Source organism: Pseudescherichia vulneris, from assembly GCF_902164725.1.
Classification (GTDB): domain Bacteria; phylum Pseudomonadota; class Gammaproteobacteria; order Enterobacterales; family Enterobacteriaceae; genus Pseudescherichia; species Pseudescherichia vulneris.
The window spans coordinates 4,344,194-4,357,660 of sequence record NZ_LR607338.1 but is presented as its reverse complement, the minus strand read 5'-3'; the positions used below and the strand labels follow the sequence as shown (position 1 = coordinate 4,357,660).

At 58.0% G+C, this 13,467-nt stretch carries 12 protein-coding genes; 11 read left to right on the top strand and 1 reads right to left on the bottom strand.

The genetic code is table 11. The annotated features are described in order from the left end of the window. Positions 1–281: 281 nt before the first annotated feature. Positions 282–1,421, bottom strand: coding sequence for a tRNA epoxyqueuosine(34) reductase QueG (gene queG / locus FN633_RS18155; protein ID WP_154058750.1), 1,140 nt, complete (start codon positions 1,419–1,421; stop codon positions 282–284). Between queG and nnr the strand changes: the two genes are divergently transcribed. From nnr to FN633_RS18100, 11 genes are all read left to right on the top strand, one after another. Further along, positions 1,420–2,958, top strand: coding sequence for a bifunctional ADP-dependent NAD(P)H-hydrate dehydratase/NAD(P)H-hydrate epimerase (gene nnr / locus FN633_RS18150; RefSeq protein ID WP_154058749.1), 1,539 nt, complete (start codon positions 1,420–1,422; stop codon positions 2,956–2,958). The two genes, queG and nnr, sit on opposite strands and share 2 nt — an antisense overlap. Then, positions 2,951–3,406 (top strand): tRNA (adenosine(37)-N6)-threonylcarbamoyltransferase complex ATPase subunit type 1 TsaE, encoded by a 456-nt coding sequence (tsaE, locus tag FN633_RS18145; RefSeq protein WP_103818648.1) that lies wholly within the window; start codon positions 2,951–2,953, stop codon positions 3,404–3,406. Before nnr ends, tsaE begins: the two co-directional genes overlap by 8 nt. Before the next feature lie 43 nt (positions 3,407–3,449). Further along, on the top strand, positions 3,450–4,790 hold the full coding sequence (gene amiB / locus FN633_RS18140) for an N-acetylmuramoyl-L-alanine amidase AmiB (protein WP_154058748.1): 1,341 nt from the start codon (positions 3,450–3,452) through the stop codon (positions 4,788–4,790). Positions 4,791–4,799: 9 nt separating this feature from the next. After that, positions 4,800–6,689, top strand: a complete 1,890-nt coding sequence (mutL, locus tag FN633_RS18135) for a DNA mismatch repair endonuclease MutL (protein ID WP_154058747.1) — start codon at positions 4,800–4,802, stop codon at positions 6,687–6,689. Then, a complete protein-coding gene (gene miaA / locus FN633_RS18130) occupies positions 6,682–7,644 on the top strand; it encodes a tRNA (adenosine(37)-N6)-dimethylallyltransferase MiaA (protein ID WP_154058746.1) in 963 nt (320 codons plus the stop codon). Before mutL ends, miaA begins: the two co-directional genes overlap by 8 nt. 96 nt (positions 7,645–7,740) lie before the next feature. After that, on the top strand, positions 7,741–8,049 hold the full coding sequence (hfq, locus tag FN633_RS18125; protein WP_042388550.1) for an RNA chaperone Hfq: 309 nt from the start codon (positions 7,741–7,743) through the stop codon (positions 8,047–8,049). Between the two features lie 67 nt (positions 8,050–8,116). Further along, complete coding sequence (gene hflX / locus FN633_RS18120) at positions 8,117–9,397, top strand: ribosome rescue GTPase HflX (RefSeq protein WP_144816571.1); 1,281 nt, start codon at positions 8,117–8,119, stop codon at positions 9,395–9,397. Between the two features lie 66 nt (positions 9,398–9,463). Then, positions 9,464–10,723 (top strand): FtsH protease activity modulator HflK, encoded by a 1,260-nt coding sequence (gene hflK, locus FN633_RS18115; protein ID WP_154058745.1) that lies wholly within the window; start codon positions 9,464–9,466, stop codon positions 10,721–10,723. A 2-nt stretch (positions 10,724–10,725) separates the two neighbouring features. Further along, positions 10,726–11,730 carry a protease modulator HflC gene (hflC, locus tag FN633_RS18110; protein WP_154058744.1) on the top strand — a complete coding sequence of 335 codons (1,005 nt, stop codon included), beginning with the start codon at positions 10,726–10,728 and terminating at the stop codon, positions 11,728–11,730. 75 nt (positions 11,731–11,805) lie between these two features. Beyond that, positions 11,806–12,003, top strand: coding sequence for a DUF2065 domain-containing protein (locus FN633_RS18105; RefSeq protein ID WP_042388541.1), 198 nt, complete (start codon positions 11,806–11,808; stop codon positions 12,001–12,003). A gap of 102 nt (positions 12,004–12,105) precedes the next feature. Then, positions 12,106–13,404: an adenylosuccinate synthase gene (locus tag FN633_RS18100; RefSeq protein WP_042388538.1), complete on the top strand. Its 1,299-nt coding sequence runs from the start codon at positions 12,106–12,108 to the stop codon at positions 13,402–13,404. Positions 13,405–13,467 lie beyond the last annotated feature (63 nt).

Genomic DNA, 13,467 nt, shown 5'->3' with positions numbered 1-13,467 from the left:
TTCCCGCTCCAAATTTTCTCTTCTGAATAAATTATCCACAGCGCAAACGCCTGCTGGCATCGTTTTATTTCGGTTTTGACATATTCTTGTAAACAGAGTTATCCACAAGGATACCACCAACCCTTTTTGCGCATAAATGTTAACAATGTAAATGATATTTTTATAAATATATGAATTATATAGATAAAATATTATTTCAAAATGTTAATGCGATCGCTTGACGAATTTCTCCGTATTGAATCGCAATAGTTTTTTATTTTTATGCACACCCTGTGGAAAGCTCAGGCGTCGCGCGGCAGCCCTTTTTCAATCACCCTGACCAGCCTCAACTTCTGCGGAAGCTGTACCTCCACCACACAGGCGTTTCGCTTTTCAATCTGCTGCGCAATCGCCCATTCTATGTGCTCATCGAGAAGTGGGTGCTCACCCCTGCGTTGCTCCAGGGCCTGAATATTGGCCTCGTCCCAGGGCGCATTACCCAGCGCCACCGCGACATTACGCAGCCAGCGTAGATGACCGATACGGCGAATAGCCGATCCCTCCGTGACCTTGAGAAAATGTGCTTCGCTCCAGCCAAACAGCGCGATCAGCTCCGGAGCGTGGAGCGCTGTGCGCGGGCTAAAATCCTCTTCGTCAGTGAGCTGCGAAAAGCGGTTCCACGGGCAGATCAGCTGGCAGTCATCGCAGCCGTAGATGCGGTTGCCGATCAGCGGCCGGTACTCGAGAGGAATCGATCCTTCCAGCTCAATCGTCAGGTAGGAGATGCAGCGGCGGGCGTCAACGGTGTAGGGCTCAACGATGGCCCCGGTCGGGCAGATGGTCATGCAGGCCACGCATTTACCACACTTCTCTTCAACCGGCTGATCGATGGGCAGCGGGAGGTCGATAAGCAGCTCGCCGAGGAAAAAGAACGAGCCAGCCTCTTGATTGAGGATAAGTGAGTGCTTACCTGTCCATCCCAGCCCGGCTTTTTCCGCCAGCGGACGCTCAAGCAGCGGCGCGGAGTCGACAAAGGGTCTAAAATTCAGCGAAACGCAGTGCTGCTGGATAGTTTCACCCAGTTTTTTGAGGCGGTTGCGCAGGAGCTTGTGGTAATCACGGCCCAGCGCGTAACGGCTAACGTAACCGAGCGCAGGATTTTTTAGCGTGCTGGCAAAGGCGGCATTGGCGGGCAGATAGTTCATGCGCACGCTGATCACCCGCAGCGTGCCGGGTAACAGCTCATGCGGCCGGGCACGCATCATGCCATGGCGTGCCATCCATGCCATTTCGCCATGATACTGCTTATCGAGCCATGCCTGGAGCTTGGGTTCGCTGGCGCTGAGATCGGTATCGGTAATGCCGACCTGTTGAAACCCCAGTTCGGTGCCCCACTGCTTAATGTTTTGCGCTAGCTGATTGAGATCGAGGGGCTGTGACATGACGGACCATACGTTGAAAAGTAGACTGAATAATAACCGTACCACTATACCACACTCTGTCTGGCCTGCGCAGGCGCTGCGCGAGGCAGAAAAAGAGGCGGCGGATAGCCTGGGGATTACGCTGTTTGAGCTGATGCAGCGTGCGGGTGAGGCGGCGTTCAGCGTTGCGCGCACCGCGTATCCGCACTCACGCCGCTGGCTGATCCTTTGCGGTCACGGTAATAACGGCGGCGACGGCTACGTGGTGGCGCGGCTGGCGAAGGCGGCGGGCATGGAGGTGACGCTGCTGGCGCTGGAGAGCGATAAACCCCTGCCGGAAGAGGCGGAGCAGGCGCGTACCGCCTGGCTGAACGCTGCCGGTGAGATCCATGCTGCGGACAGCGCCTGGCCAGAAGGGATCGATCTGATTATCGACGGCCTGCTGGGCACCGGTTTGACCGGTGCGCCGCGCGAGCCAGCCGCAAGCCTTATTACGCGTGCTAATGACCATGCCGCCCCGGTTATCGCTCTGGATATCCCCTCCGGGCTAAATGCCCAGACCGGGACAACCCCCGGCGCAGTAATCAACGCTGCGCATACGGTGACCTTTATCGCCTTGAAGCCTGGGCTGCTCACAGGAAAAGCGCGGGACGTCACCGGCACCCTTCACCACCACGCCCTGGGGCTGGAGGGCTGGCTGGCAGCTCAGGAGACAGCGATTCACCGTCTGGAGGCCTCGCAGCTTGCGCAGTGGCTACCGCCGCGTCGTCCCACATCCCATAAAGGCGATAATGGTCGGCTGGTGATTGTCGGCGGCGACCACGGCACCGCCGGGGCGATACGCATGACCGGCGAAGCGGCGCTGCGGGCAGGGGCAGGGCTGGTGCGCGTCCTGACGCGCGTCGAGAATATTGCCCCGCTGATCGCCGCCCGTCCGGAGCTGATGGTGCATGAGCTCACGGAAAAGCTATTGGAAGAGAGCCTTGAGTGGGCTGACGTGGTGGTGATCGGTCCCGGTCTCGGCCAGCAGCCGTGGGGCAAAAAGGCGCTGCAAAAAATTGAGAATTTTCGCAAACCCATGCTGTGGGATGCGGACGCGCTGAACCTTCTGGCAATCAATCCCGATAAACGTCACAATCGCGTTATCACTCCGCACCCTGGCGAAGCTGCACGTCTGCTTAACTGTAGCGTGGCAGAAATTGAAAGCGATCGCTTACTTTCTGCTCAGCGTCTGGTAAAACATTACGGTGGCGTGGTCGTGCTGAAAGGCTCGGGCACCATCGTCGCCAACGCCGATGACGACATCGGCATCGTGGATGCCGGCAATGCCGGGATGGGCAGCGGAGGGATGGGAGACGTGCTCTCTGGCATCATTGGTGCCATGCTGGGGCAGTCGTTTTCCCTGTATGAGGCCGCCTGCGTAGGCTGTGTGGCGCACGGTGCGGCAGCTGACTATCGCGCGGCGCGTTACGGCACCCGTGGGATGCTGGCAACCGATCTTTTTTCTGCGCTGATGCGTGTTATTAACCCGGATGTGATTGACGTAGACCATGATTAATCGAGTGATCCCTCTGCCCGACGAGCAGGCAACCTTAACGCTGGGCGAGCGCGTCGCGCAGGCCTGCAACGGCGCAACCGTCATCTACCTGTACGGTGATTTAGGTGCGGGTAAAACCACCCTGAGCCGGGGCTTCCTGCAGGCGCTGGGCCATCAGGGGAACGTCAAAAGCCCAACCTATACGCTGGTTGAACCCTATACCCTCGATAAGCTGATGGTGTACCACTTTGACCTCTACCGCCTCGCCGATCCTGAAGAGCTGGAATTTATGGGCATTCGTGACTATTTTGCCAACGATGCCATCTGCCTCGTCGAGTGGCCGCAGCAGGGTTCGGGCGTGCTGCCCGATCCGGATATCGAAATCCATTTAGAATACCAGGCCCAGGGGCGAGAGGCGCGCATTGCGGCCGTCTCCTCTGCGGGTGAGTCTTTACTGACGCGTTTGTAACTATGCATTTGTAACTATGCACTTGTAACTACAGGATGACGGGATGATCAGTCGCGTAAAATGCTGGGCCCTGGCCGCGCTTGTCGCGCTAAGCGCGCAGGCCACCGCCGCAAGTCTGTCGGATATTCAGGTCTCCAATGGCGATGACCAGGCCCGTATCACGCTGAGTTTTATGGGCGATCCGGAGTACGCGTTTTCCCAGGAGGGCAAACGCAGCGTGGCGCTGGATATCAAACAGACCGGCGTGATTCAGGGCCTGCCGCTGCAGTTCAGCGGCAATAATCTGGTAAAAAGCATTCGTTCCGGGACGCCGAAAGATAACCAGTCGCTGCGGCTGGTGGTCGATCTCACGGAAAACGGCAAAGCCCGGGCGGTAAAACAGCAGAACGGCGCGAACTACAAGGTGGTGTTTACCATTGATGCCGACGCGCCGCCTCCGCCTCCACCACCGCCGCCGGTTGTCGCGAAACGCGTGGAGACGCCGGCAGTTGCAGTTGCGCCCCGGCCAGCGGAGCCTGCCCGTAACCCGTTTAAAAATGAAAATGACCGGGTAACCAGCGTCACTAGCAGCAACACCGTGACGCGTCCGGCCATGCGCGCCAGCTCTGCCTCGGGCGACAAGGTGATCATTGCCATTGATGCCGGACACGGCGGCCAGGATCCTGGCGCTATCGGCCCCGGCGGCACGCGTGAGAAAAACATCACTCTCTCCGTGGCACGCAAGCTGCGTGCCCTGTTGAACAGCGATCCGATGTTTAAGGGCGTGCTGACCCGCGACGGAGACTACTTTATCTCGGTAATGGGACGCTCAGACGTGGCACGGAAACAAAACGCCAATTTCCTCGTCTCTATTCACGCTGACGCCGCGCCAAACCGGGACGCCACCGGTGCCTCGGTGTGGGTACTCTCCAACCGCCGCGCCAATAGCGAAATGGCAAGCTGGCTGGAGCAGCACGAGAAGCAGTCTGAGCTGCTGGGCGGGGCGGGTGACGTGCTGGCAAACAGCCAGTCCGATCCCTACCTAAGCCAGGCGGTTCTCGATTTGCAGTTCGGTCATTCTCAGCGCGTCGGGTATGATGTCGCGACCAATATGCTCAGCCAGCTGGCGCGTATCGGCTCGCTGCACAAGCGCCGCCCAGAACATGCCAGCCTTGGCGTGCTGCGCTCGCCGGATATTCCGTCGGTGCTGGTGGAGACCGGCTTTATCAGCAACCGCAGCGAAGAGCGCCTGCTGGACAGCGACGACTACCAGCAGCAGCTGGCGGAAGCCATCTACGCTGGGCTGCAAAGCTACTTCCAGGCGCATCCAATGCAGTCCGCGCCGCAGGGCGGTGCAGCACAGACCGCCAGCGCCGGATCGCCGGGGAGCGGCCTTTTTAACTAAGGAGATTTCATGCCGATTCAGGTCTTGCCGCCGCAGCTAGCGAACCAGATCGCCGCTGGCGAAGTGGTGGAGCGCCCTGCGTCGGTGGTGAAAGAGCTGGTTGAGAACAGCCTTGATGCGGGCGCGACACGCATCGATATCGACATTGAGCGCGGCGGGGCGAAGCTGATCCGCATTCGGGATAACGGCAGTGGCATCGGTAAAGATGAGCTGGCGCTGGCTCTCGCGCGTCATGCCACCAGCAAGATCGCTTCGCTGGACGATCTGGAAGCCATTGTCAGCCTGGGCTTTCGCGGCGAGGCGCTGGCCAGTATCAGCTCGGTCTCCCGACTGACGCTGACCTCCCGCACCGCTGACCAGCCAGAGGCCTGGCAGGCCTATGCCGAAGGGCGGGAGATGGCGGTAACGGTGAAGCCCGCCGCTCACCCCCCCGGCACGACGCTTGAAGTGCTCGATCTCTTCTATAACACGCCTGCGCGCCGCAAGTTTATGCGCACGGAAAAGACGGAGTTCGGCCATATCGATGAGGTGATCCGCCGCATCGCGCTGGCGCGCTTCGACGTCACGATCACCCTGAACCACAACGGGAAGATGGTGCGCCAGTACCGCGCCGTGCCGCCGGGTGGGCAGCAGGAACGCCGCCTGGGGGCCATCTGCGGCCTGCCGTTTATGGAGCAGGCGCTGGCAATTGAGTGGCAGCACGGCGATTTAGCCATGCGCGGCTGGGTCGCCGAGCCGAAAGCCACCACGGCGGCGCTGGCTGAGATCCAGTACAGCTACGTTAACGGCCGCATGATGCGTGACCGGCTGATCAACCATGCTATTCGTCAGGCCTGTGAAGACAAGCTGGGGGCGGATCAGCAGCCCGCGTTTGTGCTCTATCTGGAGATCGATCCGCATCAGGTTGACGTTAACGTTCACCCCGCTAAGCACGAGGTGCGCTTCCACCAGTCACGGCTGGTGCATGACTTTATCTACCAGGGCGTAGCCAGCGTATTGCAGCAGCAGCTCGCTGCGCCGCTGGCGCTAGCGGACGAACCCGCACCGCGTCAGGTGCCGGAAAACCGCATCGCCGCCGGGAAAAACCAGTTTGCCCAGCCGCCCGCCGCGCGTGAACCGGCTGCCCCGCGCTACGCTGAACCTGCCGCGCAGCCGCGCAGCCAGGGCGGTGGGTCGGGAGGTCAGGGCAGTGGTTCGAGCAGCGCAGGTGGCGCAGGCTGGCCGAACGCCCAGCCGGGGTATCAAAAGCAGCAGGGGGCACTCTACCGCAAGCTGCTGGAGACGCCGGACGCTGCACCCACACCCGCCGCGCCGAAAACCGCCGCGCCGCTGCCTACCTCACGTAGCCAAAGCTTTGGCCGCGTGCTGACCATCGTCAATGACGACTGTGCGCTGCTGGATCGCGATGGCCAGCTCTGTGTGCTGTCGCTGGTGGTGGCCGAACGCTGGCTCAAGCAGGCGCAGCTGTTACCGGTAGAGGGCACGCCGTGCAGCCAGCCGCTGCTGATCCCGGTGCGGCTCAAGGTTTCGGCCGAAGAGCGGGCCGTGTTAACGCGGGCGGCCACTATGCTGAGTGAAATGGGCATTGAGTTTCAGTCGGATGCGCATCATGTGACCATTCGCGCAGTGCCTTTACCCTTACGGCAACAAAATTTACAAATCTTGATTCCTGAACTGATAGGCTACCTGGCGCAGCAGACGACCTTCAGCGTAGCAGAGAGCGCCCAGTGGATTGCCCGCCGGCTGGCCAGCGAACGTCCCCAGTGGAATATCGCGCAGGCCGTGGCGCTGTTAGCTGACGTTGAGCGGCTTTGCCCGCATCTGGTAAACGCGCCGCCGGGCGGTTTGTTACAATGTGTTGATATCACCCCGGCGATGAAAGCCCTGAAAGATGACTGACGTAAGTACTGATATAGCTAAGGCGAGCCTGCCTAAGGCAATTTTTTTAATGGGGCCAACCGCCTCCGGGAAAACGGCGCTGGCCATCGCGCTGCGTAAAGTTTTGCCAGTAGAGTTGATTAGCGTCGATTCTGCCCTTATTTATCAGGGGATGAACATTGGCACGGCGAAGCCAGACGCCCAGGAGCAGGCGGCAGCGCCTCATCGGTTACTGGATATTCTCGATCCGGCGCAGGCATACTCTGCAGCTGATTTTCGCCGCGACGCGCTGGCCGAGATGGCGGAGATTACCGCCGCAGGTCGGATCCCCCTGTTGGTAGGGGGAACCATGCTCTACTTTAAGGCGCTGCTGGAGGGCTTATCGCCATTGCCCTCGGCGGATCCCGCAGTAAGAGCTAAAATTGAACAGATGGCGGCAGAGCAGGGGTGGGAAGCGCTGCACAAGCAGCTGGCAGAGGTAGATCCGCTAGCGAGTGCACGAATTCATCCCAACGATCCGCAAAGGCTTTCCCGGGCACTGGAAGTTTTTTTCATTTCGGGTAAAACTTTAACGGAACTGACGCAAACGTCAGGAGAAGCTCTGCCGTATCAGGTGCATCAGTTCGCCATCGCCCCGGCGAGCCGTGAACTGCTCCATCAACGAATTGAGCAGCGTTTTCATCAGATGTTGGCTTCAGGTTTTGAAGCAGAAGTGCGGGCGCTTTTTGCTCGTGGAGATTTGCATACGGACATGCCTTCCGTTCGTTGTGTGGGATATCGCCAGATGTGGTCCTATCTTGAAGGCGAGATCTCATATGAGGAAATGGTTTATCGAGGTGTTTGCGCGACGAGACAGTTAGCGAAACGCCAGATAACCTGGCTTCGCGGTTGGGAGGGCGTTCACTGGCTCGACAGTGAAAAGCCGGAACAGGCGCGAAATGAAGTATTACAGGTTATTGGTGCTAACGCAGACTGAATGTGTACAATTACATCGGATCGTGCGCAAAATTTTACGCAGTTTTCAGGGCCTTCGGGTTCAAAGTACAAAACAAGCATATAAGGAAAAGATAGAATGGCTAAGGGGCAATCTTTACAAGACCCGTTTCTGAACGCGCTGCGTCGGGAACGCGTTCCGGTTTCTATTTATTTGGTGAATGGCATTAAGCTGCAAGGTCAAATTGAGTCTTTCGATCAGTTCGTGATCCTGTTGAAAAACACGGTCAGCCAGATGGTCTATAAGCACGCAATTTCTACTGTTGTCCCGTCGCGTCCGGTTTCTCATCACAGTAACAACACCGGTGGCGGCACCAGTAACTATCACCATAGCAGCAACGCGCAGGGTTCTTCTGCATCACAACAGGACAGTGAAGAGACCGAATAAGGTTTTTTGCTGTTTTCCATGTCGGGGAGCCAGGTGTTCCCCGCTGGTATTCTAAGAGGGTTTACGCTTGTTTGACCGTTATGATGCCGGTGAGCAGGCGGTGCTGGTACACATCTATTTTTCGCAAGACAAAGATATGGAAGATCTCCAGGAGTTTGAATCCCTGGTATCTTCAGCTGGCGTCGACGCAATGCAGGTGATTACCGGTAGCCGTAAAGCACCGCACCCAAAATATTTTGTTGGTGAAGGTAAGGCAGTTGAAATAGCGGACGCCGTTAAAGCATCGGGTGCATCGGTTGTGCTCTTTGATCATGCCCTGACTCCAGCCCAGGAACGAAACCTGGAGAGGCTGTGCGAGTGTCGTGTTATCGACCGCACCGGTCTCATTTTAGACATTTTTGCGCAACGTGCACGTACCCATGAGGGGAAATTGCAGGTTGAGCTGGCGCAGCTGCGCCATCTGGCAACGCGCCTTGTGCGCGGCTGGACCCACCTTGAGCGTCAGAAGGGCGGGATCGGTTTGCGTGGTCCGGGTGAAACCCAGCTCGAAACCGACCGTCGTTTACTGCGTAACCGTATCACTCTGATCCTCTCGCGCCTTGAGCGCGTTAGCAAACAGCGCGAGCAGGGGCGTCGGTCGCGCGCGAAAGCGGATATCCCTACGGTATCGCTGGTAGGCTACACCAACGCCGGTAAATCGACGCTGTTTAACCAGATCACCGAAGCGCAGGTCTACGCTGCGGACCAGCTGTTTGCCACCCTGGATCCGACCCTGCGCCGTATTGACGTCGCTGACGTTGGCGAGACGGTGCTGGCGGATACGGTAGGGTTTATCCGCCATCTGCCGCACGATCTGGTTGCCGCCTTTAAGGCGACCTTGCAGGAGACGCGCCAGGCCACGCTGCTGCTGCACGTGATCGATGCCGCCGACCTCCGTCTGCAGGAAAATATTGATGCGGTGAATACCGTGCTCGAAGAGATTGATGCTCACGAGATCCCGACCCTGCTGGTCATGAACAAGATCGATATGCTGGACGAGTTCGAACCGCGTATCGACAGGGACGATGAAAACAGACCGATTCGGGTTTGGCTGTCAGCGCAAACCGGAGCGGGTGTACCACTGTTATTTCAGGCGCTAACCGAGCGTCTTTCCGGGGAGGTTGCCCAGCACACGCTGCATCTGCCTCCGCAGGAGGGGCGGTTAAGAAGCCGGTTTTATCAGCTTCAGGCGATAGAAAAAGAGTGGATGGAGGAGGACGGCAGTCTGGGTCTGCAAGTACGTATGCCGATCGTTGAGTGGCGTCGCCTCTGTAAACAAGAACCTGCATTGGTTGACTACGTAGTCTGACCTGGCGGCTTGCCTGAAGACATTTCCCCTCCAGGGGATAACGAATAACAAATATGGAGCACATACATGGCGTGGAACCAGCCCGGTAATAACGGACAAGACCGCGACCCGTGGGGAAGCAGCAATAATCAAGGCGGCAACTCTGGGGGAAATGGAAATAAAGGCGGTCGCGATCAGGGGCCTCCTGATTTAGATGATATCTTTCGCAAGCTGAGCAAGAAACTGGGCGGCTTTGGCGGTGGCAAAGGAACCGGCTCGGGTGGTGGTGGCGCTGCGCCAGGCCCGCGCAGCCGTATGGGTGGACGCATCGTGACTATCGTTGCGGTTGCGCTCGTCATCTTCTGGGCGGCCAGCGGTTTCTACACCATCAAAGAGGCGGAGCGCGGCGTCGTAACCCGTTTTGGCAAATTTAGCCATCTGGTGGAGCCAGGCCTGAACTGGAAGCCGACCTTTATTGATAGCGTGACGGCGGTCAACGTGGAGTCGGTTCGTGAACTGGCGGCCTCCGGCGTGATGCTGACCTCTGACGAGAACGTGGTGCGCGTTGAGATGAACGTTCAGTACCGCGTGACCGATCCTGAGCGCTACCTGTTTAGCGTAACCAGCGCTGACGATAGCCTGCGTCAGGCTACCGACAGCGCCCTGCGTGGCGTGATCGGCAAATACACTATGGACCGTATCCTGACCGAAGGGCGTACCGTGATTCGTAGCGATACCCAGCGCGAGCTGGAAGAGACGATTCGCCCGTACAACATGGGTATCACCCTGCTGGACGTCAACTTCCAGGCTGCTCGTCCGCCGGAAGCCGTGCAGGCTGCGTTTGACGATGCCATTGCCGCCCGTGAGAACGAGCAGCAGTCTATTCGTGAAGCGGAAGCCTACGCCAACGAAGTTCAGCCGCGTGCTAACGGCCAGGCGCAGCGTATCCTTGAGGAAGCGCGTGCTTACCGTACCCAGACTATCCTGGAAGCGCAGGGTGAAGTGGCACGCTTTGCCAAGCTCCTGCCGGAGTATAAAGCGGCCCCGGAAATTACCCGCGAGCGTCTCTATATTGAAACCATGGAAAAAGTGCTGAGCCACACCCGCAAGGTGCTGGTTAACGATAAGGGCGGTAACCTGATGGTTCTGCCGTTGGATCAGATGCTGAAAGGTGGCGCGCCTGCGGCAAAGAGCGATACCAGCGGGGCGAATAACCTGCTGCGCTTGCCGCCTGCGTCAAACACCAGCAACAGCACCAGTAACGCACCGTCTGCTGGCCAGGGTGACATCATGGACCAACGCCGTGCTAACGCACAGCGTAACGACTACCAGCGTCAGGGGGAATAACGATGCGTAAGTCTGTAATTGCGATAATTATCATCGTGCTGGTAGTGCTCTACACCTCAATCTTTGTTGTGAAAGAGGGCGAGCGCGGCATCACGCTGCGCTTCGGTAAAGTGCTGCGTGACGATGAGAACAAACCACTGGTCTTTACGCCAGGCCTGCACTTTAAGCTGCCGTTTATTGAGGCGGTTAAAACGCTGGACGCGCGTATCCAGACCATGGACAACCAGGCCGATCGCTTTGTCACCAAAGAGAAGAAAGACCTGATCGTTGACTCCTATATCAAATGGCGCATCAGCGACTTCAGCCGTTACTATCTGGCGACCGGCGGCGGCGACGTCTCTCAGGCCGAAGTGCTGCTGAAACGTAAGTTCTCTGACCGTCTGCGTTCTGAAATCGGCCGTCTCGACGTGAAAGACATCGTAACTGACTCCCGCGGTCGTCTGACCCTGGAAGTGCGCGATGCGCTGAACTCCGGCTCTGCCGGCACGGAAGATGAAGTGGCGACACCAGCCGCTGACGATGAAATTGCTAAAGCGGCTAAGCGCATCACGGCGGAGACGAACGGCAAGGTGCCGGTCGTGAACCCGAACAGTATGGCTGCGCTGGGTATCGAAGTGGTGGATGTGCGTATCAAGCAGATCAACCTGCCGAGCGAAGTCTCTGAGGCGATCTACAACCGTATGCGCGCCGAGCGTGAAGCGGTTGCCCGTCGTCACCGTTCACAGGGCCAGGAAGCGGCAGAAAAGCTGCGTGCAACGTCTGATTATGAGGTGACCAAAACGCTGGCGGAAGCCGAGCGTGAAGGGCGAATCCTGCGCGGTGAAGGCGATGCGGAAGCGGCTAAGCTGTTTGCCGATGCATTCAGCCAGGATCCGGACTTCTATGCCTTTATCCGTAGCCTGCGTGCCTATGAGAGCAGCTTCCAGAGCAATCAGGATGTGATGGTGCTCAGCCCGGACAGCGACTTCTTCCGCTACATGAAAACGCCTGGCGCAGTGACACGCTAAGTCTGCCGTAGTCACTACTCTACTCAAACCACCGTCATCCTCAGGAGACGGTGGTTTTCTTTTGAAGGACGCATAATGAACTCCACCATTTGGCTGGCGCTGGCATTAGTTCTGGTGCTGGAAGGACTGGGACCGATGCTCTATCCGCGGCTTTGGCGACGCATGATCGCCTCGCTGGCCCTGCTGCCGGATAACATGTTACGCCGTTTCGGCGGAGGATTAGTGGTTGCAGGGGTCGTGATCTACTATATGTTGAGGAAAACGATTGGCTAGAGAAATAGCACGCAGATTGGCCGAAATTTGCCGACAAAAAGTGCTGATTATCAGAAAAAGCGATGGTAGAATCCTTTTTTAAGCAAACGGTGATTTTGAAAAATGGGTAACAACGTCGTCGTACTGGGCACCCAATGGGGTGACGAAGGCAAAGGTAAGATCGTCGATCTCCTTACTGAACGTGCTAAATATGTGGTTCGCTATCAGGGCGGTCACAACGCAGGCCACACTCTCGTAATCAACGGTGAAAAAACCGTCCTCCATCTTATTCCATCAGGCATTCTGCGTGACAATGTGACCAGCATCATCGGTAACGGTGTGGTGCTCTCTCCTGCTGCACTGATGAAAGAGATGAAAGGTCTGGAAGAGCGTGGTATTCCGGTACGCGAACGTCTGCTGCTCTCCGAAGCTTGCCCGCTGATCCTCGACTATCACGTAGCGCTGGACGTGGCGCGTGAGAAAGCGCGCGGCGCGAAAGCGATCGGCACCACCGGTCGTGGCATCGGCCCGGCTTACGAAGATAAAGTGGCCCGTCGCGGCCTGCGCGTTGGCGATCTGTTCGACAAAGAGACCTTTGCAACCAAGCTGAAGGAAGTGATGGAGTATCACAACTTCCAGCTGGTGAACTTCTACAAAGCCGACGCCGTTGACTACCAGAAAGTGCTGGACGATGTGATGGCGATTGCCGACATCCTGACCGGCATGGTGGTGGACGTTTCCGATCTGCTGGACCAGGCGCGCAAGCGTGGCGATTTCGTCATGTTCGAAGGTGCGCAGGGTACGCTGCTGGATATTGACCACGGTACCTATCCGTACGTGACCTCCTCCAACACCACCGCCGGTGGCGTGGCGACCGGCTCCGGCCTGGGTCCGCGCTACGTGGACTACGTGCTGGGGATCATCAAAGCCTACTCTACCCGTGTAGGCGCGGGTCCGTTCCCAACCGAGCTGTTTGACGACATCGGCGAGTTCCTCTGCAAGCAGGGTAACGAGTTTGGCGCGACCACCGGTCGTCGTCGTCGTACTGGCTGGCTGGATATCGTTGCGATCCGTCGTGCAGTGCAGATCAACTCCCTGTCCGGCTTCTGCCTGACCAAGCTGGACGTGCTGGATGGCCTGAAAGAGGTGAAAATCTGCGTGGCTTACCGTCTGCCGGACGGCCGCGAAGTGACCACCACGCCGCTGGCCGCTGACGACTGGGAAGGTATCGAGCCGATCTACGAAACCATGCCGGGCTGGTCTGAAACCACCTTCGGCGTGAAAGAGCGCAGCGGCCTGCCGCAGGCGGCGCTGGACTACATCAAGCGCATCGAAGAGCTGACCGAAGTGCCGATTGATATTATCTCTACCGGCCCTGACCGCAGCGAAACCATGATCCTGCGCGATCCGTTTGACGCGTAATATCAGCGTCATACCGTAATACTGCCCGGCGGCACTTTGCTTGCCGGGCCTACTTGCCTATTT